This is a genomic window from Anaerosporobacter faecicola (assembly GCF_012070565.1).
GTDB classification, from domain to species: Bacteria; Bacillota; Clostridia; order Lachnospirales; family Lachnospiraceae; genus Anaerosporobacter; species Anaerosporobacter faecicola.
On sequence record NZ_JAAQRO010000022.1, the window covers coordinates 164474 to 187385 of the forward strand.

Here is a 22912-nt window from a genome sequence, read left to right on the forward strand (position 1 = left end):
AATTGCCTCTGTTTCAAGTTACATATTTGCAATGTTCAATCAGTTTTCGATATCATACGCAATGTTATTACGTATTAATAGATTTTTTGATTAATCTTTCATTTAGTATATGTCATATATCTTCTAATTATTTTATATCAAAAGAGGTGATAAGGTATGAAGGTGACAAAAATTCTCATGTCCAAAGCAATACCAGGTATGGTATTGGCAAAAGATATTCTTGATTACTCTGGCAAGATTTTAGTTGCCGATGGTACTACATTAACAGACAAGATTATCTCCAAACTACAGTTTTATGCCATCCAAAGTCTTCTTGTACAGATGAATGATCAGGGGGAGATTGTTAATGCTTATGAGGATTCTCATGAAGATTCGCCCTCTACCTCAGATTGGCATCTAGAAAAGATTCGGAACACAAAGGAATTTCAAGAATTCCAAGAAGAATTCTATGCCTATGCAAATCACTTTCAATCCTATATAGATCAGGTTATTACAACCGATGTTCCTTTAGATCTGTCGTATCTATTGAATTCAACGAATAAGGTAATGGGCAAATCCCGTAATACCATTCATTTATTTGATATGATCAATTGTATGAGAGCGTATGATGATTCCACTTATAGCCATTGCATCAATGTTTCCCTAATCTGCAATGTATTTGGACAATGGATCCACCTGTCACAAGCAGATGTTGATACGCTTACTCTATGTGGTCTTTTCCACGACATTGGAAAATTAGAGATTCCTCAATCAATCATTATGAAGCCGGATCGTTTAACAGATGATGAGTATCGAATGATGAAAAAGCATACGTTAATGGGCTATGACCTATTAAAAGATCGAGATATTGATATACGTATTAAGAAAGCTGCCTTGATGCATCATGAACGTCTCGATGGATCAGGTTACCCACAACATCTAAAAGGTGACCAGATCGATAATTTTTCAAAAATTGTTGCAATTGCAGATGTATATGATGCCTTGACTTCCAAACGAGTCTATCGAGAACCACTTTGTCCTTTTGAAGTATTACATATTTTCGAAAGAGAAGGGTTCGTCAAATACGATCCTGCTTATTTAGTTGTTTTCTTTCAGAAAATGTTCGCAACCTATGTTTCTAATACGGTACGTCTCAATGATGGATCGGAAGGCAAGATCATCATGCTGAACAAGCAAGCCTTAGCAGATCCAATTGTTCAAATTGGTAGCGAATTCATCGATCTTTCTAAGCACAAAGATCTATACATACAAGCAATTTTATAGTCAACTTTTATAATGAATAAAACTAATTAAGGTTATGTTTTGGGCGCAAGCACGAGACATAACCTTACAAATTAAATTACACAAAAATTATCTAAAAAAATCTCAAATTACAGTAAGCAGGATTTCTCCCTCTTAACATAATTTGAGATTTTATCATAGTTTTATTAACTTTTTTTCTATACGATTAGATATTAACCTACTTTAAGTTTGAATTTTTGAATGGCTTTGTCATCCTCTACATCTACTTTTTCCATATCTGCGCCTAATTGCTGCATCTTACCTTCAAAGTTTTCATATCCACGTTCAATGTATTCAATATGGTCAACAATAGTAAAGCCTTCTGCTACAAGTCCTGCAGTTACTAAAGCAGCCCCTGCACGTAGATCAGGCGCACTCACAATCGCACCAGTAAAGCCTTCGACTCCTGTAATAATTGCACTATTTCCTTCAACTTTAATAGTAGCACCCATACGAGCCAATTCATCAACATATTTCAATCTATTTTCAAAGATACTTTCTGTTACGATACTTGTTCCATTGGATAACGCCAACAAAGTGGCAATCTGTGGCTGCATATCTGTTGGAAATCCTGGATATGGTAACGTCTTAACATGTGTATTACCTAAACGTTTTTCAGACTTCACTAATACAGAATCATCATATTCTTCAACGGTTGCACCGATTTCGATTAATTTAGCTGTAATTGCTTCAAGATGCTTTGGTATTACGTTCTTGATCAGTACTTCCCCTTTTGTAGCAGCTGCAGCTAACATAAATGTTCCCGCTTCAATCTGGTCAGGAATAATTGAATATTCCGTTCCATGTAATTTATTGACACCTTTGATTCGAATAATATCAGTACCCGCACCTTTAATGTTCGCCCCCATACTATTCAAAAAATTGGCTACATCTACAATGTGAGGTTCTTTTGCAGCATTCTCAATAATTGTCTGTCCTTCTGCCATACAAGCAGCTAGCATGATATTAATAGTAGCACCAACACTAACCATATCAAGATAGATGTGGTTACCAATTAATTCTTCTGCTTTTGCACAGATCATGCCATATTCAATCTTCACAGAAGCTCCCAATGCTTCAAATCCTTTGATATGTTGATCAATCGGTCTGCTTCCGATGTTACAACCACCAGGTAATGCAACTTGTGCATGATTGTATTTTCCTAACAAAGCTCCTAATAAATAGTAAGAAGCTCGTATCTTTCGTATAAATTCATAATCAATATTAATACTGCTAATTTGACTTCCATTTATCTTAACGACATGTTCATTAACACGCTCAACCTTCGCCCCGATGCCTTCCATTGCCTGTAATAAAACATTAATGTCTCGTACGTTTGGTAAATTCTCAATTGTTACTGTTTCATCTGTCATAATTGCAGCAGATAAGATACCTAAAGCAGCATTCTTTGCGCCACCTATTGTAACTTCCCCATGAAGCGGTTTCCCACCTTTGATAATATATTGCTCCATCGCACACCTCTATTGTTTCCTATAAAAACAGAAAAAAGTTAATTTTTCAGCATAGTTTTCCATTCTTAATTTTTTCACATATATGATTATACCATAAACTATTCATTTGTAAACAAAAGATTACGAATTGCCTCTACTAATCCTTCTGCGTCCAAATTTTCCGCATCAATTGCAAAATGACAATATTGCTCATACAGAGGACATCTTTCATCATATAGCCCTCTCAAGTCTTGACCTTCTTTCAGCACAACACCCCTTTGCTTTATATTGCCAAGCCGTTTGCATAATGTGTCATAGCTCAGCTTTATGTATACGACAGTTCCAATGGCTCGAAGGTGTTCCATCGCTTCTTTTCCATAGATCACACTTCCTCCTGTTGCAATGATGGCTTCCTCTGCCTCAATAGAAGCATTCACTTTATTTTCTATCTCAATGAACGCATCAAGACCTTTCGTTGCAATAATTTGATGTAATAACTTTTTTTCTTGTTTTTGAATCAGTAGATCGCTATCAATAAATTGATAGCCTAGTACTTTTGCTAAAATTACTCCTGCCGTACTTTTACCAGCACCTGGCATTCCAACTAAAACTACATTACGCATAACTTCCTCCAAATTAAGTCATTCTTTTGTTCTTTCTTAGTATAACCATAATGCAAAAAGTGTATTGCATGTTCTTTTGCTAAATATTCTATTTTTTTCTATTCTCAAAGTAGACAAAGGAGTCAATGGAATCCAATATATCTTTAAAATTCTCTCTTGGCGCATAAGCAATATACTTTTGAAGAATATCGATCTGTGCATCTCCACGGTAACGACCATAGAATATATCAAAAAGATTATGTCCCCGCACATAAGTCTTGATCAATTCCATATTATTTTTCAGATCATTCTTACAGGTAATACGAAGATTAAAATTCTTGATCAATCGTTTTGTACTGCCTAATTTGAATAAATAATCTTTCCATTTTGTATAAAGTATATTATAAAACTCTTCTTCGCTCTTCACAACACCTATTTTAGTCATAATTTTAGGATCTAAAAAGTAATTCTCGAATGAATAATATTTTAATATTAATACATTTTTTGGTGTTACACGTGGAAGCTTATCAACATCCTCCTTGGCTCTCTGGCTATAATAACTACAAAGTTGCTTTACAAGATGTTTTGGATTTTTTCCGTCACTATCACGAATCATTAAAAATTGATCCTTTAGATACAACTGGTTAATGTATTTTAGATTCGCGTAGGTCTTAATGTTCGTACAGCTATTTGTCGTTATAATGGATATTCGCTGTGGTTTTCCATTCTCATCATATATCTCAGAATAATATTTTTCCAAAAGTAATGGAAGACGGCTACTATCCTGCTTTCCTTCTACAATAAATACAAAATTAACGTTCATCAAATCATTGGCTGTATAACCTAGATCATCTAAGATCTCATCAATGTCCGCATCCTCCCGAACTGTTGTATAATGCTCTTCGTCCAGTACAACTTGTTTGATCTGTTTCTGTGAGAAGTTAAAGATTAAATTTGGTGAATGGGTGGAGAACATTACCTGATTCTTTTTGGATAATTGGTACAAAATCTCACTTGCTTGTTTTTGAAGTTGTGGATGAAGGTAAATCTCTGGATCTTCTATCATAATGATACAAGGCAATATACCTGGTTCATCAATATAAGCCTGCAGCAAGGATAATGCATATATGCTTTTTAAACCTTCTCCCAACATGTTCAGATTACCATTGGTTCCACGCTCTTCATTATAGATTTGTGTCTCAATTCGAAGCATGTCTTCAATATCCAGATTCACCGTATAACGAATCTTTTGGGACACACTTCCGTTTCTATAAAAATACCGATTTACTTTATCTGCAAATTGCTGCAAATTCATATGATATAACTTATACTCCAACAAACGTGCTGTTTCATAAATGGTCAGATCATTGGGCTCCTTCTTTGATATCACACCAATGCATTGGAAACAATTATTGCATGGTTTCGTAGAATCAAACATACAAATATTCTCGCGTAAGTTCATCAAATCTTGTTTATCATAGAAACTAAATACATCATTTTGAATCTGATCCGTGTTCCTTGTATGATCGATATGATAAATCTTAGGAAAAACAGCTTTTATGTAAATGTTGTTCTTTTTAAATCCGTCATTGTACTTAATCGTTCCATCTGGTGTAATGATACACTGAAAAGATAGTACCCCCTCCTGAAAAGAAGGGAGTCTTGTCTTAAATTCTTTTTCCCACAAGTCATAACGTTTGTAACGGCTAACAATACCTTTTTCCTGATAATTTTGTAGATCCTCTTCTGAAAATTCAACTTTAATATCAATAAGAATTGGTTTTTCAGGCACTAAAAAATTCGGTTTTGTTACCACAAAATCCCCAGTAATTGCTCGAATGGCATCTAAAACTACTGTTTTACCAGTGTTATTCTTTCCTACTAAAATTAGAGCATTTTCCACTTCATTAATGGTCATATCCTTAATAACTTTAAAATTACGAATTCTAAGATAACTAATCTTCATAAGCTTTACTCTCCTTTACATTCGTTATTTACTACTGGTTCTTTACATATAAATTATGTTTTGCTTTTTCTATCTTTAGCATTACTCTTTTGATTATTCTTCTGCTTATCCTTTATCCGTTTCGAATGATACTCTTCTTTGTGTTTTGTCTTTTCAATGGCAGCACTTTTTTCAACAGTCTTTCTTGTAACACTTCCTCGTTCTACTTGTTTGGAATTCTTACTAGACTTTTTTACAGAATAGCCAAAGGTTCCAATCAGATTACCTAAGTCGTAATATTCACCATGGGAGTATACAATGGGATTGGATCTTCCTAATTCCAACTTACCTTTTTCTGTTAATAAGGAACGATCTACTTGTATGGCTTCTACATTTGCTAAAAAGAGATCGTGCGAACCTAATTTAATGATCTCCTTTAATTTACATTCTATGTTTACTGGACTTTCCTTAATTCCTGGTGCTGAAATCTTACTGCTCTCCTGTACTTGCAACCCCATTTCCTTATATTTGTCTACATCCCTTCCCGAACGTACCCCACAATAATCGGTTGCTCTTGCTAAATCTCTGGTAGTAAGATTAATAACAAATTCCTTTGTTTCTGCAAGTATATCGTAGGAATATCGTTCTGGTCGTACAGATATAGATACCATAGGTGGATTTGTACAGACGGTACCAGCCCAAGCCACTGTAATAATATTCGGTTTTTCTCCTTCTCTCTTACAACTAACCATTACTACTGGCAATGGATATAGCATATTACCAGCTTTCCAAACTTCTTTATTCATATATTCACTTGTAAACAACCGCAATATTTGCAGGTTCACAATGCTCCTTTCTATCTAAAAACATCTTAGCATTTTCTAAATATCTATGCCTTATATACGATTGACTTTTTTCTTTAAAAAGATTACAATTTTAATAATTATTTTAGCACATGATGAAGTATTTTTACATATTTATTTATATACCTTTTGTCGTTCTAATCGATTATATGAAGATACTTGTTTCAAAAGGTCATGTGTATTATGGCGGAGAAACAATCGGCATTCTCCCCAAACATCATTTATTAAAGAGGTGATACTATGGCTTCCAATTATTTAGATATTGTGACTACCGATGACGTTAAGAACAAAGTTCGTCAAGATATTCGCTTTCGTACGAACATGTTTGTATGGAAAGTAAAGTTTAATACCCCTCTGAATCCAAAATCTGTGAACAATGTGAATCTCTACGTAACGAACCAGAATCAAAAAACATTACAGACATCCATACGTTACGATACCGCAACGAATACCATAGAAGTAGAACCGTTAGAACCATATTCTGAAGCGGATGTCTATACACTGAATGTAACAACAAAGGTACAATCTAAGGGTGGGAAATACCTTCGCAGTCCCATCAAGATTAACTTTAAAATGAACAAGTAATTCAGACTTATAATAATTCCCATAAATTAAGGATACACTAACATCAATTCTTGAAAATTCATAAAACTATGGAGGTATATTATGAAAATTCATAAGCGATGTTATGGTATCCTTATTCTTTTTCTTCTATCTACACTTTTTTGTTCCTGTACCAACGCGCAAAATTCAACTCAAGATGGCAACCAAAGTAGTGAATCTCCCCAAAATAATGGAGCAGTTCCGGGTACAGACGATCTAGATTCTGATGATTCCAATACGACAAAACCACTACCCGATGTTACACCAATTGAAGATGAATCCGTTCCCATCGGTACTCGAACCAATCCTCTCCCTTTGCATACAACCGCTCTATTCAATGGAAATAACACACTTTTTGATACCTATCAGGCAGAAATCACCCTCTTAGAGGTTATACGAGGGAACGAAGCCTATCAGATGGCGATGGGCGCAAATTCCTATAACTCAGAACCAGCCGAGGGAAAAGAATATCTTTTTGCAAAATTTCGGATTCGTGCATTGTCTTCCCAAGAGGATGCCGTTATTGATATTAACAGCGCTTCCTTTACGGTTGTAAGTGAAAATGGAAAAACATATGATGCATTTACTTCAGTTAGTGGATTAAAACCGACTCTACAGGAAATGTATGCAGGTGGTACCCAAGAAGGATATGCTTATTTTGAAGTTGATGAGGATGACCAATACCCTAATCTGGTCTTTTTAGAACGAAATAATAACGGAATCTGGTTTTCTACAGATCCAAATGCTGCTTTGGCAGAAGGTAGTACTGTTTATGTTCCAGCTGAAAGTATTCCCAAACAAGATACTACCAATGCTACTCTTGGTTCTAGATTAAATCCCTTTTCCATTGGTGAACAAGCAACATTTAATGGGCTAGAAACAGTATTCGATACCTATCAAGCCAATCTAACACTAACCGAAATAAATCGCGGAGAGGAAGCGCTTGCTCTCGTAACCAAAGCCAATTCCTATAACGACCTTCCTTCAGAGGGAATGGAATATCTACTTGCACTTTTTGAGGTAACGGCCACCGATTCCGTGGATGACGCAAAAATTGAAATCAATTCTGCTAACTTCGAGTTAGTAAGTAGCGCCGGAATTAAATATGATGATTTTGTATCCATTGCAGGACTTGAACCTACGCTCACTGATATGTATACAGGGAATACCCAACAAGGGTATGTGTGCTTCCTTGTTAGCAAGGATGATACTAACCCAACCATAGTTTTTCTTGAACGAAATGAGCAAGGAATCTGGTTTTCCTGCAAAGGTTCGGGTGTCAATAGCCCTTAGTAAACTTTATTTCGTTAATTTGCACAAACATTAGCTAATCTCATGTAATACAGGACATAGTTTGATGAGCAACTGTATGAAGTCGTTGGTACTTTGGCTCTGTACTTTAGAGCCTTATGTACCACTACGAACTTCAGCGGGGCGAGAGCGTGCCCAGAGTGAACTATGTCCTGTATTACATGTTAGACAAACTTAAATTGTGCAAATTGACAGACCTCAAAATAAATAAGGGCTTTTGACACCCGAACCCTACAAATAAAGCACGCTCTGCTATGCCTCTCGAACAACGATCATAAAGCTCATGGAATCAGGGGTATTCTCCGCATAGATCTCGCCTTTCATCTGCTGCATAAGATTTTTGCATATGTATAGGCCAAGACCATACCCTTGTTTTTCATGTGCATTGTTGCCTCTCCAAAAGCTTTCAAACATGTGAACAAACTCTGTATTCGGAACTGGGATTCCACTATTGGTAATCTGAATAATCTGACAATACTCTTCTTCAAAGAAAGATATGGTAATGCTTCCTTTGTCCCCGTACTTAATCGCATTCTCCAAAACATTTTCAACGACTTCAATAAGACAATCCTTATCGCCTAACACCATACAGGAAGGCACTTCTTGTATCGTCAAATCTATATAATATCGCTTACATCGTTCTACATAACTGGAACGAATCGATGCAATAACCTCCTCCAATAAAAAAGATTCTTCCCTTACCGTTCGCGAACATAACTGGTTCCTTGATACATGCACAATCTCCGATACATAATTTTGAATCACCATCGTTTTTTCCAAAATCTGTTCCAGTGCTTCGTTTTGTTTTTCCTTTGTATCATATAACCCTTCCTTCAAGGCTTGTGTATATAAGGTAATCATACTAAGTGGCGTCTTAATATCATGGGAAAGAGATGCTACCATTGTCTTTTTCTCCTTTTCCAATTCCATTTCTTTTTTCTTATGATCTTCCATTGTCTCACGAAGCATATTGATTCCCCAAAGGAACTTCCCAAAGTAACGATTTTTATTCTCCTTCATTTCCTGTTTTAGATGCCCGCGTGCAAGATCATATGGCATATTCTTTATCATTTGAAATGGCTGCAAGATTTCCTTCTTAACATGCACTAGAAGCCAGACGATGAGCAAAAGTACTGCTCCACTTAGAAAGAACCAATAGTAGTATATTGTACCATTGGAAGAACTCTCTACTTGTTTCACTTCAAATCGTATAAAGTATCCCTGTCCATCATTCAGTTGAACAAATCGTGTAAGATATTCTGTCTCCTGATTTCCTGTAGATGCATCCAAAAATGTTTCTAATTGTTCTACATCTTCTTTTTGTTTTGTATTTTCTTTTTGAACTGCAACTTGTTGAATGTAGGGTGTACTCTCAGCATCGACAATCCAACTGTCAAGTTCCTCGATATCTTCTTTTGTTTTCACCTGTTCTAGTAGACGATTAATCACAATCTGATACGGTTTGCCTTGTTTCTTTTCATGCCCTCCTTGGAGAACAATGACACCTCCAATTGTAATGAGCAACCATACCACAACGACCCAGATGAATAACTTATCATACCTTTTCATGGTTCCATCGCCTCTCCACCTTCTGTTCTTCCTTTGCAAAATCCATAAACCTTCTTACTCGTCTCTTTATAGTACTTCCGTATAGCAGTATTTATATCCAACTCCCCATACCGTAAGGATTCTCTTTGCTTTCTTGGGATTTTCTTCAATCTTTTCTCTTAACTTATTGATATGTACAGTTAACGTGGAAGGCTCACTAAAACTGTCACTCCCCCATATTTTCTGAAATACCCATTCTTTCTGTAATGTCTTTCCTCCATTTTCTAAGAAAAGAACCAGTAACTCATACTCCTTCTTTGTCATTGTTAACAATATACCATTCTTTGTTACGGTCATTGCTGTCTTATTGATTTCCAGATCACCATCTCGCAACAATTCCTGCTTGGTGTCTGTCCCATAACTTCTTCGCATAAGCCCTTTCACTTTCGCCAACATAATGTCTATGTCAAAGGGTTTCTCTATGTAATCATCTGCACCTAATTCTAGACCAGCTAATTGGTCTTCTTTATCCACTTTTGCACTCATAATGATAATCGGTATATTCTCTTTTTCACGAATTAAACGGCATACACCGAATCCATCCAGATGCGGCAACATAATATCCAGCAAAACTAAGCGAACTGGCGAACTTTGAAAATACCGTATGCCTTCTTCTCCTGACTTAGCATGATAAACAATATAGCCATCCCGCTTCAAAAAATCACAAAGTAATGTACCAAGCTCCAGATTATCCTCAATTATAAGAATGTCTGTCATTGTACTACCTCCTTCACCAATTTCTATCTTTCGTAACTACGTTATACTCATGAAACAGCCGTTTCTATTGGGCTTTTATTACTATACAGACAAACTCCCCTAGATCTGTTTCGTATTGTTCTGTAAGGACATCATATCCGCGCTCTTTGTATTGCATATAGTCCTCCACATTCAATAAATCTCTGGTCGTAATATTGGGATTCGTTTCTGGGCAACGACAGAACCCATTAATCCATAACAAACCATCGGGGGTCAGATGGGAAAGCAGTTCCCCCACAATCTCCTGCGTAAGACGATAATGATTCACTACAATCGTTTGAAACATTCCCAATGGTACAAAGGTATCTCTACATTGGCAATCACCTTGCACCGTAGCAATCGTAACCCCTGCTTCTTTTGCTAACTCCCGAAGATGCGTAATTGCCACTCTACTAAAATCAAGTGCCGTCACGGAATATCCTAAGGAAGCAAGATAGATTGCGTTCCTTCCTTGCCCGCATGCAACATCTAGTACAGGACCTGGTAACAACCGATTTTCCCACGCAACTAACTTTTCCTCTGGTTTTCCTAGACGTTTTTCTCTACCAGAAAAACGATCATCCCACCAGTTTTCATTTCCCATATAAATTGCCATATGTACTCCTTTCGTTGCCCGTCTCTTTGAAAATGATGCTTTTCATCTACTATTCCATTGATTGACTTTTTCGCTTTTTCATGGTACTACTATAACAGAACAAAGTGTGCTTTGTTCACTAACTAATTTTAATACTCATAGCATAGCAAATCTTAAATTACATGTCAAAACCTATGCGTACACGAATAAAATGAAAGGACTGTTGGTATACAACAGCCCCTCTTGGAGGTACATATGGATAATTTCATCTTTAGTTTAAACGCTACAATACCAATCTTTCTTGTTATTATACTGGGTTGGATTCTTATGCAAACGCATATGTTGAATAGAGAATTCACTTCCGTTGCAGATAAATTTGTATTTAAAATTGCTCTCCCCTGCTTACTTTTTAAAGATATTGCTACTGCAAACTTGAAGGAAACTTTTGATCTATCCTTTGTCTTGTTTTGTATGATCGTTACGACAATAATGTTTCTTACTACTTGGTTACTTGCAGACTTATTCATGAAAGACAAAACAATGACAGGAGCCTTTATTCAAGCCAGTGTACGGGGAAGCAGTGCCGTTCTTGGTATTGCATTCGTTCAGAATATCTATGGAAATTCGGGTATGGCACCGATGATGATTGTGGCATCTGTTCCACTCTATAACATTTTTTCGGTTATTATACTAACTTTCCATTCTAATGATGTCGTCAAAGATAAAAATCGAATTCGAACTGCCTGTATGAATGTTGCAAAAAATCCCATTATATTATCCATATTCGCTGCTCTTTTAATTGCAATTTCGGGTCTCTCAGTTCCAGCTATACCGCTTAAAGCAATCTCTAGCGTTGCTTCTACCGCTACCCCTCTTGCACTCTTAGTAGTTGGTGCTACTTTTGAAGGAAAAAAGGCAATCAAGAAAATCAAGCCCACTGCGGTTGCTACTTTTATCAAACTGGTTTTACTTCCAACCCTATTCTTGCCCTTTGCCTATTGGTTTGGATTTCGTGATAGTGAACTGGTGGCAATCTTAGTTATGTTAGCCTCCCCAACTACCGTAACCTGCTACATTATGGCAAAGAACATGAATAACGATGCGGTTCTCTCATCCAGTGTAGTCGTAACAGCTACCTTATTCTCCTCCATTACCTTAACATTCTGGGTTTACCTACTGCGTACCTTGGGCTTAATCTGATGCAGAAGATTCGTGGTTCTTACCACCCCATATCCATCAGCCAACTGTTCAACGTACGCTCCCGTTCCTTAATTGTTATTTCATCCGTATACTTACCCAAGGTAAATGCTCCTTGTATGTTACCATCTTCCATATAAAGAACCTTATCCGATTTAGCCGCTACTTTCACATCATGCGTCACTAATAATATGGTAGTCCCGGTCTTATTGACCAGATTGAATTGATTCATCACTTCTTTTGCTGATTTTGAATTCAATGCTCCTGTTGGTTCATCTGCAAATAATACTTTCGGATCATTCATCAATGCTCTGCAGATACATGCCCGTTGTAATTGTCCACCAGAAACCTCTGTTATATCATGATCAGCAATATCAATAATATCCAACTGTTTCATTAATGCAATTGCTTTTTCTCGCTTCTGTTTTCGCTGTTCTTTCGTTTTCCCTGCTTCACTATGATAGGAAGCAAGCACAATATTATCTAATATGGATAGGTTCCGTAGCATATGCATCTGTTGAAATACAAACCCCATCTCATTTAATCGTAAGTTAGCTAATTCATTCTCCCCAAATTGACTTACCAGTTTCCCTCCAAAATTCACCTCACCAGCTGTCATTTTATCCATACCACTGACTGTATATAGCAAGGTGGATTTACCGGATCCCGAAGGTCCCATAACGGATATGAACTCTCCCTTATGCACCTCAAAACTAACATTTCTTAATACATTATTCTGATTTTTATTCATAATATATGTCTTACATAAATTACTTACCTTCATTACCGTTTCCATTCTCTTCACTCCTCTTTTTTACTCTTGGTTATTGATCTCCCAGATTTTTATTTTCTTAATCTGTCCCATACTACATACTGCTGCAAGGGTAGTTACTGACAGTAGAAAAATTGGTATACCAATATACACTTGCAAAGGTTTTGTCATAATTAAGACTTTTTCCGCTCCGGCAAACTTAAATACTAAACCTACCAATGCATTTCCTACCGTATTGGATATGACCGTACCAAGGGCGATGGAAAGTAATAAAATGATTAAGATTCTACTTAACTGCCACAAGCGTATGGATGCGTTTTTAAATCCAAGACTTTTTAGTATCGCCACTTCTGGTACTTCTTTTGTTAATAACATCTTTAGTAACAGACACGTAATCATGAACACTACACCTGCAACAATTGCCATTAACAGATGTATCATATCATCTACCGAATCTAGAAAACTACCTAACATCGAAGATAGAAACTTCTGTGTTGTATGGAATTCCATCTCTGGAAACGCTTTTTGCAATTTATCAATATTGTCCTTGGTATCCTTTGTGTTAGGGAACTTACATGCCCACAGGAAGGATTGTTCATCTGGCATTGTGATTTCAGCCTGATTGGAAAGACGGAAACCATCCCCCATATTCATAACGGTTTGATAAAGCGCAGTTACAACATATTCTGCTTTTTCTCCATTCACTTCTAGGAAGATGACATCCCCTAATCCTACGTTTAGATAGGCGGCTACTTGCTTCGTTACTGCAATTTCATTCGCGAGTTTTGGAGCCTCTCCTTCAAGGTATGAATAGGCCTCTGCACCTTTTCCTATACTTCGATATCCTGCTATATTTTTGGAGCGATCTTGATTTAGATTCATTAATTTTGCTGTCACACCATAATCCGCCCAAACATCTATTCCTGGTACAACTTCTTCAAATTCCCCTCGTAGATTTTCCACATAATCGTCAACACTCTCCGTTTCTCCATCAAAAGACTCTATCTTAATATAGCAATCCATCTGTGCCAGCCCTAGCATCTCAATCATATTATTTGACTTTAGTGTATTCGCAGCGTTGATCGGTATGATCATAATGGTAGTTCCCAAAATGAATGTAATCATCATTACAACAAATCGCTTTCCGTTAGCAAACAGATCACTTATTCCTAAGAATACTGGTATCTTAAGCCTCGTCTTCTGCAAATTGGGAAAATGTTTAATTGAATGAAACCGCTCCCCTGTACTCCCCTGGCGTATTGCAACCATTACAGAAAATTTTCGAATCTTCTTTGTACACCTATAGCAGAACAATATAGTTAACAGAATAACAAGACAAACACCAAATAGACTCAACAGAATCTTTAGGTGGTCATCACCAAGCAATAGGTAATTCTTAAGTGATCCCAACATGACAACTGATAAGGGAATGCTAATAAAGAAACCTATAACGCCACCAATAACAGAGAGAAACAGATATTTTACAAGATAGATTCTCCTTATTGGTCGTTCTTTCAAACCAATTGCTTTCATTATACCGATTTCTTTATATTCTTCCTGCAAGGTAAATACAATCGTAAATCGCAGAATCATGAAGGCAATCGCAATCAAGATGATACTCACAACCATAATAATTCCAGCCACTAACATATTGGAAACATACTCAAAACCAACAAGGTTTTTGGTAAAATTAAATCCCTGTGTAACAGAATAATCCAAATCTGTAATCTGCTGAACAAGTTCCTCTGAGGTAGTTCCCTCCTTTACCTTAAAATTCAACACCTCTCCTTTGTTGCTAGCCCCGACTTCCTGTACAATTTGTTCGTAATCCTGATCCGTAAGAAAATACCTCTTTGCCCCCAACATCTCTGACCCGAAGGCAATATCTTTTACAAGATGAGCAATCGTAAAGGTATAGGATTTCCCTTCAATGGTGATTTTAATCTGATCTCCAATGTTCATATTCCTTCGTTCATTCGTGAACCTTGGAATCGCAATCTCCCCAGGTTCTAATACCAATGCCTCATCCATCTCATCAAACACTTTATTGTAGTTCGTTGGAATCTTTTGCAGCCAGCTCCACATTAGAACTCCGCTTTGTTCCTTTTTGCCATCCTGTGTCTGAATATCGGAATCTTTTACTATTACATATGGCTCCGTTTCCACAACTTTATAGAGAGATTCTTCTTGAGAATCCAGACTTTTAAGAAGCTTATCTCCCTCCCCGTATTTATTACATAATTGAATCACATCTGCTATATTGGATTTATCTATGGAATAATCAATTGCTGTAACCGTTGAGTAGAAGACACTCATACTCGCTCCAATCAATGCAGATGATAAGATTAAGAATAATAACAAAATAATGTTCATTGCTTTTTTTCTTTGCAAATCTTTTTTTATTATTTTAAAGAACATGATATTTACTCCTCTCCTTAGATAAGCGCTTTGCGCAGGTCTTTCCTGCTATAAGAAATGTAAGTAATCCATTAGCTAATAACCCTAGCCATACCTCTTCATTCTTTCTACCAGCCTTACACAAATGATAAATATACTTGCATTCCCTATTGAGATAAAGCAGAGATTGGATACAACATTTCGTTGTTACGATCGATGTACTCATTCTAACATGCTAATTATTAAATAATCCTTAAATAAATTATTTTTATAATAAAGTTTTCGATGAACAATCTATGTCCTGTATTACATGTTAGACAAACTTAAATGTGTAAGTTGACGGGCCTCAAAATAAATAAGGGCTTTTGACACCCAAACCACAGTATAGAAAAAATCTCCTTGAATCATGACAAAAAGAACCCCGTATATATGGGGGTTCTTCTTCCCTTCATTCAAGAAGATTTGTATTATTCTATTATTAAATTAAGAATTGCTAAAATACTACGTTACCAGTTTATTGTCATTCCATACCGAATATCTTTTAACAAATGCAATTGTAAAACATAAGTATGTTTTCATACTACAGATTTAATTGTTGAAAATCAATGATACGATTACATATTTGTTTCGCTAATGCTTCATTATGTGTAACCATCATCATTCCCATCTGGCGTTTTTCAATCTGTTGCAGCATCAATTGCCAGATCTGTGCCTGGGTAATCACATCTAACATAGTGGTCATCTCGTCAGCAATCAGGAATTTTGTTTCTGGTCCCATTGCCCGTGCAATGCAAAACCGCTGTAATTCTCCACCTGACAGTTCAATCGGATATCGATCCATCCATGCAGGTTCAATTCCCATCTCCTCTAAGAAGACGGGGTCGGGCTGCCATGCCTCTGTTAAAGTTCTCCCTAATTTCCATCTTGGATTAATGGCTTTCTCGGGGTGTTGGTAAATTAATTGAATGGGGCAATATCCCTTTTTCGGCAAAGGTTTTCCCTCCCATAACACCATTCCTTTTTGTGGCTTAATGTAGCCCGCTAAAATCTGGGATAGTGTACTCTTTCCACAACCGGAAGGTCCAACAAGAGCAACTCTCTCTCCTCGGTCAATTGACAACGTAACATCATCTATAATTCTTCGTTCTTTCTTATATCCAAATGTTAGATTCTGTGCTTCAAGTAGCATGATTACAGCACACCTCCCCTCCACGAATCTGTCTAACGGGTATCGTTGTCTCACAAGCTTCTGTGCGATAAGGACATCTTGGTGCAAACAGACAGCCTGAAGGCAGATTACCTGCGTAAGGTTGTGTCCCAGGTATTGGTTTACAACCATTTTGAGGAAGTGCTTCCCAAAGTGCTTTGGAATATGGATGGCGCAATGCAGAAGGTCCTTTTCTAAAATCACTGGCTGGAGCCGTTTCTACTGTTGTACCCGCATAGAATACCGCCACCCGATCTGCATACGCAAAAGCAAGGTCAATATCATGAGTGATCAAGATGACTCCTCTCCCCTCCTTGGCTAAGTCCCGAAAATGTCCCATGGTTTCTTTCGCCATCTCCGTACTCAGGCCAGGAGTTGGTTCATCCGCGATCAACAATTTTGCATTAGAAATCATAGCTGTTGCGATCAGTACTCTTCGAGCCATTCCTCCTGATAATTGAAAAGGATACATCTGTTCCACTTCTTTTCCTAAACCATATCGGGCAAATACTTCTCGTTGTCTGTCTTTTGAACCATTCACACCAACAACTTGTTTTCCAACTTTCATTAACGGATCCAAATATCCCACTGATTGGGGTACCAAAGCAATCTCTTTGCCACGTAGCTTCCGTTGTCGTTCTAACGTTAAGGATTCTCCCCGGTACTTCATTGTTCCTTTTACCGAAGCATGTAATGGAAGAATTCCTAAGATTGCATTTGCAAGTAGGCTTTTCCCGGAACCGGATGCCCCTGCAATTGCTAGAATCTCCCCCTCATGAACAGTTATATTAAGATCTCGTATCACTTGTAATTCCTTTTGCCGTAATCCTTTGTCGTACATCTGAAAAGATACGGAAAGGTTCTTTACTTCTAAAATCTCTTTACGTTCCATATCTTCCCCCTATTCCCTTGCACTAGATGGATCCAGCAGACGTCTTACATGCTCTCCCAACTGGTCAAACATCATAACTACCATAACAAGCATCATTCCAGGGAAAAATACAAGCCACCACATACCTGTTGCAATATGTTTTAATGCTTCCGATAGAATAATTCCAATCGCTGGTGTATCCACGCTTAAACCAAAACCTAAAAAAGTCACCCCTGCCTCATGTAAGATGGCATGAGGAAACAATAAGATCAATCCAATAATAAATTGAGGGATTACATGAGGTAGAATATGTTGAAACGCAATCTGGATCTTACTTTTCCCAAGTTTTTCTGCTACCTTCACATACTGCATATTCTTAATCTGCAACACTTCCCCTCGTATTACTCTTGTAAGGTTTGGCCAGTGTGTCAATGCAATTCCAACAATAACCCCACGCAGCCCTCTTCCCATCATAAAGGAAATGAGCATAAGGAGTACCAAATGAGGAATTCCCATACATAGATCAACAAGATAGGATATGATTTTATCTACCAGTCCGCCTATGGTGGCAGAAAGAATTCCTAACACAAGCGCGACACAAGCACTAAACCCTGCTGCCAGAGTTCCAATTAAGATACTATTGGATAAACCCTTTATGGTACGGGCAAACATATCTCTACCGAGGTAATCGGTACCAAACAGATGCTGAATGGAAGGGGTTAATTTCTTCTCATTGTAATCAGGTCCATACTGTTCTGGTGACAGGAACCTCCCAGCAATTACAAGGAGTAGGAGCAATATACCAATGAGCAGAATGAGATAAATGGTCCGTTTTCTTTGATTTTTTTTTCTTCTTATTCTTCTCATTGTCCCTCTCCTTTCCGTATCTGTGGATTTAACACACCATATAATAGATTGGCCATAAAATTTCCCGCAAATACAAATAATACAGAGAACAATGCAACTCCAAGCAATAGCGGAACATCTCCCTTTAATCCTGCCGTCGTAGCAGCATTGCCAAGGCCAGGATAAGAAAATACCTGCTCTGCTAAGACACTTCCGCCAAACAATTCACTAAAACTTGCAAATTGAAGGGTAAGTGCGGGTATTGCGATATTGCGTAAACCATGTCGCTTGATAATTTGGAAGGCAGACTCTCCCCTCGCTTTCGCAAACAGAACATAATCACTATGTAACACATCAATTAGTTTCTGTCTGGTATGAAGAGCGATATTGGATATCCCTGTGATACTTAAAGTCAGTGCAGGAAGAATAAGATGATGAATTCGATCTAGCACCGTCACTTCACTTGCCGCTTTCCCTACTGGAACGGCAAAACCTACAGGGAACCAGCCTAGTTGCACAGAACATACCGCTAGAAGAAGTAACCCGATCCAAAATGCTGGCGTAGAGGACAAGATAAAGCAGAATGTCTTAAGCACACGATCTAATACACTTCCTGCATGTGAACCAGCGACTATTCCAATTAAGAAGCCAATAATTCCTGACAAGATCCAAGCGGTTATCATTAGGACTGCTGATGTCTGAAACCGTTGTGCTAAAATCTGCGTAACTGGTTTTTGATATGCAATCGAGATACCCATGTCTCCATGAAGAAGATTTTTCACCCAGGTCACATAACGTTGAACGGGCGGATTATTAAGTCCCCAATATTCTGCAATCACATCTTTTTGTTCTTGAGAAATATTCGATTCTGAACCTACATATGCTTCAACAGGATCAATAGGTGACGATGTGATCAACATAAAACATACAATGGATACACCAATCAAAAGTAAAACCATTCGTAACAAGGTTGTTACTATATACTTCACATATTTGTTCATTCCTATTTATCTCCTGTAATCATCCATTCATTCATATTTTGTATAATAGGAAGACCATGTCCATGTGGATGGATCATCTGTTCTCCAAGATCCAGACCATCTCTTACCAGATACGTATGATCAATATTGACGATCCATATGTAAGGGAAATCTACATTGGGACCTGTTTTACCGTCATATTGTGCTAACTTCAGATTTTGAATTGCTTCTTCTTCGGTCTTTGCTTCCAATGCCTTCTGTAAGTACTCATCTACTGTTTCATTGGTATACATAGCTGGATTACTCAAACTAACAAGATTGGGATCTGCATATTCAGAGGAAAATGCATTATACACATCAATAAAATTATAATCTCCCGTTCCAATACAGGTTGGATTGGTTCTTCCTTCCTCTTTACAGGTAGTCCAATCCTTTGCTTCAGCAATGATATGGATACCTAGCTGTTCTGCATTTTGTGCCAATGCTACTGCTAGGTTATACCGTTGCAGATCATCCGTACGTCCCGTTATGGTGAATTCACATTTCACACCATCTTTCTCCCGTATTCCATCTCCATCCGTATCAATCCAACCAGCATCCGCAAGAATCTTGCATGCTTCCTCTACCTGACCATCTTCTAAACCTGGCTCCTCGTTTGCCCATGGAAGGTTCTCAAAGCGTACCCAGGCTGGCGTTCCAATTCCATTTAATGCATTGTCAATGATTTCTTGCCTGCTGATCCCTATGTTCAAAGCTTTTCGAACAGCAATATCACTAGTTGCATTATTACCTACCACTACTCCTGAAGCATTGGTGCTTTCTGGGATACATGGCAACGAAAAACCTCGATTATCTGATGTTGCATAGGTTTCCAAATGCATACCCGCCACCTCTTCATATGCATACTCTGGATTAATCTTCACCACATCTAACATTCCTGATTGTGCATAGGTTAATGCAGTTTCTTCATCAATATTCAAAAATGTAATCTGTGCAAAATTCCCCTGCTCACCATAATAGTATTCATTGGGCTCAACAATCAATTGCTGTCCAATATCCAACTGCTTTACTTTGAAAGGACCACTTGCTATTGGATTCTCGGCATAATCCTCCCCATAGGCATGCTCCGCAACAATTCCCTGCAATGCTACCGTTCGTACAAATGGAGAATATGGGCGATTTAATTTGAATTGGACCGTATGATCATCAACTGCCTCTATCTCCTCCACCATTGTTAGATCCACACTTGCACCTGTTTCCTTGGCAGTCCTGTATGTAAATACTACATCATTTGCCGTTACTTGTTCCCCATCTGAAAACTTGATATCCGTTCGTAATGTAAATGTATAGTATAATCCATCGTCACTTACTGTGTAATCAGAAGCCAGGTCGGGTTCTGTCTCAAGATCCTTATTAAACTTTAACAATGTGGAATAGAATATATTGGTTCCATACATCGTATATCCCTTACAAGCATCATAGTCCCCTTCCGTCATATCACCCACAGCAATCACTAATTCCTCCTTTATGGAACCAGTACTTTGTTCCTCTGCTTGTTTATTCTGTACGGTTGTATCTACTTTCGATGTCTGTGTATTCTTCCCACACCCAAAAAGACTTGTGCTCATCGTGAGTAATACAAGCATAATTAATCCCACTCGTGTGAATTTCTTTATCATTTGGCAAATCTCCTCCTACTCAATTCAACTGATCTACGCATTACAACTTTTCTTGTAAACAGGTAGATCAAGATTGAATATTATTTGGGTAGGTTATCACACTTTTCCTCAATCCACAACCCAGATAGGGGGTTATAATTAGATATCCTATAGATAAACTATAGTAATTTTCTATTTTTTTTGTTTCTTCCCCATTACAATACATACCTTCCCGTATTCTATTGTCAAATTTAATAGCAATTGTATAAATATATCAATATTATATAACAATCAATTTTATAAAAACTATGATAAACACGCTTTGCGAGTTTATCAAGTAATCGCGGCAGTCGCCAAGGTCTCAAGTAAACTTGGATTTTGGCTCGTTGCTCGCGTAAATAAAAAAGAAGTCATGTGGATTATCTTCAATCCGTATGACTTCTTCTCTATTTAATACTTATATCGTTACTGCAAGAATGTAACATATAACGCTGTTAAAATTGCTGTGGTGATTACTCCACAGATATTTGCTCCTAAAGCATAATCTAGAATGAAGGCGCATTTATTTACCTTATGTACTTCCTTTTGTGCAACTTTTGCCGTTGATGGTACACAAGATACACCAGCAATTCCGATTACCGGGTTGAAATTCTTTCCTTTAATCAGGTAAATCACGTACCCACCGATAATTCCACCGATTCCTGACAATGCTAAGGCTACCATACCTAGCACTAGTAATTTTAATACAACAGGATTCAAGATTGTACTTGCGTCACATAAAACACCAAGCATTAATCCTAGGAAGAACGTTGCTATGTATAAGAATCCTTCTTCAATCAACTTAATGTATTTCGTCAATGCGGATTCACGAATTACAATTCCAATGAAGAAACTTAAGAACAGCGGTGCTGCCACAGGGAATAGTAGGCATAATACCGCGTTGGCAATAACGGCAAATACTAACTTTTCCGTAGATGTAATATTATGTTTTGTTTTTTTACTAACAACTACAACTCCACGTAATTCCTTTGGTATGAATAGTTTGATCAGATAAGGATACCCTCCATAAGTCAAACTCAAATACAGATAGGCAACAATGGAGATTGGTACAAAATATTCTGGTGCCAGTTTCAATGAGGCGAATAATACCATTGGACCATCGGCTCCACCAATAATGGAGGTTGCTGCTGCTGCTCCATCAGAAAGTCCCATTAACTTTGCAATAGGGAATGTGGCAATGGTCCCAAGTTCTGCAAATAAAGCTAATGTCATACTGATAAATGGATGAGCTAATACATATCCGATATCACACATAATACCGATTCCCATAAAAACTAAACATGCAATCAAACCATTACTAAAAGTAAGGGTATAGATTGGTTGTAAGAAATCGATCTGCATGTATTTCATCAGATCATCCGTTGTTGTCAACAATGGGTTAATGATCAGATTCCCGATCTCATTATTCTCCATGAATAGAACACCTGCATTCACCGCTGACATTCCAAGTCCCATAGGGATCATGATCAATGGTTCTAGTGTTCCTTTCTTTCCTAGATACACTAGTAAAAATCCCAAAAAGATTAGTCCGATACGTAGAGCTACAATTGCAGGCTCCTGTTCAAACATCGTGCTAATTCCTTGAAAAGAATCTAAAATATTCATCTTTTTCCTCCCGTTTTGTTGTATAATATGGAATCGTTAGTATGATGGTTTCCTATTATACAACCAATCATTTTATATATCGTTTTGATTGGAATCATGCTCTTTGTGACCAAATAACCGTATGCAACTTAGCAAGAGCTTGATCAAAACAGCGATGCCATAGGATATGAGAACTCCCAATCCCATTACTTTTAGTGGAACTGCTATACTTAAAAACATCGTTCTTCTTCCTTTCTAAATCATCTATATACAAATACTAACATTTTGTCGATTTTAATCAAATATATTGTGTAAATATACATGATATATAAAACTTATGATAATG

20 protein-coding genes are annotated in these 22912 nt (G+C 37.4%); 4 read left to right on the top strand and 16 right to left on the bottom strand.

The annotated features are described in order from the left end of the window. Window positions 1-156: 156 nt before the first annotated feature. The gene (locus tag HBB17_RS08930) at window positions 157-1263 is read left to right on the top strand and encodes an HD-GYP domain-containing protein (protein WP_167957132.1); all 1107 of its coding nucleotides are present in this window, start codon (window positions 157-159) and stop codon (window positions 1261-1263) included. Window positions 1264-1454: 191 nt separating this feature from the next. Here HBB17_RS08930 and HBB17_RS08935 read toward each other — a convergent pair whose 3' ends face one another. The 4 genes from HBB17_RS08935 to HBB17_RS08950 all read right to left on the bottom strand — a co-directional run bounded on the left by HBB17_RS08935 (window position 1455) and on the right by HBB17_RS08950 (window position 6124). Beyond that, window positions 1455-2753: a UDP-N-acetylglucosamine 1-carboxyvinyltransferase gene (locus HBB17_RS08935; protein WP_167957133.1), complete on the bottom strand. Its 1299-nt coding sequence runs from the start codon at window positions 2751-2753 to the stop codon at window positions 1455-1457. Between the two features lie 98 nt (window positions 2754-2851). Continuing rightward, window positions 2852-3355 carry a shikimate kinase gene (locus HBB17_RS08940; protein ID WP_167957134.1) on the bottom strand — a complete coding sequence of 168 codons (504 nt, stop codon included), beginning with the start codon at window positions 3353-3355 and terminating at the stop codon, window positions 2852-2854. Window positions 3356-3443: 88 nt separating this feature from the next. Then, on the bottom strand, window positions 3444-5300 hold the full coding sequence (locus HBB17_RS08945) for an ATP-dependent nuclease (RefSeq protein WP_167957135.1): 1857 nt from the start codon (window positions 5298-5300) through the stop codon (window positions 3444-3446). 53 nt (window positions 5301-5353) lie between these two features. Further along, window positions 5354-6124, bottom strand: a complete 771-nt coding sequence (locus HBB17_RS08950; protein WP_330588196.1) for a flavin reductase family protein — start codon at window positions 6122-6124, stop codon at window positions 5354-5356. A gap of 258 nt (window positions 6125-6382) precedes the next feature. Here HBB17_RS08950 and HBB17_RS08955 point away from each other — a divergent pair, with 258 nt between their 5' ends. Both HBB17_RS08955 and HBB17_RS08960 read left to right on the top strand, forming a co-directional pair. After that, window positions 6383-6727 carry an Ig-like domain-containing protein gene (locus tag HBB17_RS08955; protein ID WP_167957136.1) on the top strand — a complete coding sequence of 115 codons (345 nt, stop codon included), beginning with the start codon at window positions 6383-6385 and terminating at the stop codon, window positions 6725-6727. Window positions 6728-6808: 81 nt separating this feature from the next. Continuing rightward, window positions 6809-8038: a DUF4352 domain-containing protein gene (locus tag HBB17_RS08960; RefSeq protein WP_167957137.1), complete on the top strand. Its 1230-nt coding sequence runs from the start codon at window positions 6809-6811 to the stop codon at window positions 8036-8038. A 270-nt stretch (window positions 8039-8308) separates the two neighbouring features. Here HBB17_RS08960 and HBB17_RS08965 read toward each other — a convergent pair whose 3' ends face one another. From HBB17_RS08965 to HBB17_RS08975, 3 genes are all read right to left on the bottom strand, one after another. Further along, window positions 8309-9625, bottom strand: coding sequence for a sensor histidine kinase (locus HBB17_RS08965; RefSeq protein ID WP_167957138.1), 1317 nt, complete (start codon window positions 9623-9625; stop codon window positions 8309-8311). Between the two features lie 66 nt (window positions 9626-9691). Continuing rightward, a complete protein-coding gene (locus HBB17_RS08970; protein WP_167957139.1) occupies window positions 9692-10381 on the bottom strand; it encodes a response regulator transcription factor in 690 nt (229 codons plus the stop codon). 64 nt (window positions 10382-10445) lie between these two features. After that, window positions 10446-11015: a class I SAM-dependent methyltransferase gene (locus tag HBB17_RS08975; protein ID WP_167957140.1), complete on the bottom strand. Its 570-nt coding sequence runs from the start codon at window positions 11013-11015 to the stop codon at window positions 10446-10448. A 234-nt stretch (window positions 11016-11249) separates the two neighbouring features. On the opposite strand from HBB17_RS08975, the gene HBB17_RS08980 reads away from it, so the two are divergent. Then, window positions 11250-12194 carry an AEC family transporter gene (locus HBB17_RS08980; protein WP_167957141.1) on the top strand — a complete coding sequence of 315 codons (945 nt, stop codon included), beginning with the start codon at window positions 11250-11252 and terminating at the stop codon, window positions 12192-12194. Window positions 12195-12213: 19 nt separating this feature from the next. Here HBB17_RS08980 and HBB17_RS08985 read toward each other — a convergent pair whose 3' ends face one another. From HBB17_RS08985 to HBB17_RS09025, 9 genes are all read right to left on the bottom strand, one after another. After that, a complete protein-coding gene (locus HBB17_RS08985) occupies window positions 12214-12987 on the bottom strand; it encodes an ABC transporter ATP-binding protein (RefSeq protein WP_167957142.1) in 774 nt (257 codons plus the stop codon). 18 nt (window positions 12988-13005) lie between these two features. After that, a complete protein-coding gene (locus tag HBB17_RS08990) occupies window positions 13006-15381 on the bottom strand; it encodes an ABC transporter permease (RefSeq protein ID WP_167957143.1) in 2376 nt (791 codons plus the stop codon). Window positions 15382-15940: 559 nt separating this feature from the next. Then, window positions 15941-16549 (bottom strand): ABC transporter ATP-binding protein, encoded by a 609-nt coding sequence (locus HBB17_RS08995; RefSeq protein ID WP_167957144.1) that lies wholly within the window; start codon window positions 16547-16549, stop codon window positions 15941-15943. Next, window positions 16539-17459, bottom strand: a complete 921-nt coding sequence (locus tag HBB17_RS09000) for an ABC transporter ATP-binding protein (protein ID WP_167957145.1) — start codon at window positions 17457-17459, stop codon at window positions 16539-16541. Before HBB17_RS09000 ends, HBB17_RS08995 begins: the two co-directional genes overlap by 11 nt. Before the next feature lie 9 nt (window positions 17460-17468). Next, window positions 17469-18305: an ABC transporter permease gene (locus tag HBB17_RS09005; protein ID WP_167957146.1), complete on the bottom strand. Its 837-nt coding sequence runs from the start codon at window positions 18303-18305 to the stop codon at window positions 17469-17471. Continuing rightward, window positions 18302-19285: an ABC transporter permease gene (locus tag HBB17_RS09010; RefSeq protein ID WP_167957147.1), complete on the bottom strand. Its 984-nt coding sequence runs from the start codon at window positions 19283-19285 to the stop codon at window positions 18302-18304. Before HBB17_RS09010 ends, HBB17_RS09005 begins: the two co-directional genes overlap by 4 nt. A 2-nt stretch (window positions 19286-19287) precedes the next feature. After that, window positions 19288-20943, bottom strand: coding sequence for an ABC transporter substrate-binding protein (locus tag HBB17_RS09015; protein WP_238483710.1), 1656 nt, complete (start codon window positions 20941-20943; stop codon window positions 19288-19290). A gap of 444 nt (window positions 20944-21387) precedes the next feature. After that, window positions 21388-22587: a sodium ion-translocating decarboxylase subunit beta gene (locus HBB17_RS09020; protein ID WP_167957148.1), complete on the bottom strand. Its 1200-nt coding sequence runs from the start codon at window positions 22585-22587 to the stop codon at window positions 21388-21390. 72 nt (window positions 22588-22659) lie between these two features. Next, a complete protein-coding gene (locus HBB17_RS09025) occupies window positions 22660-22806 on the bottom strand; it encodes a hypothetical protein (RefSeq protein WP_167957149.1) in 147 nt (48 codons plus the stop codon). Window positions 22807-22912 lie beyond the last annotated feature (106 nt).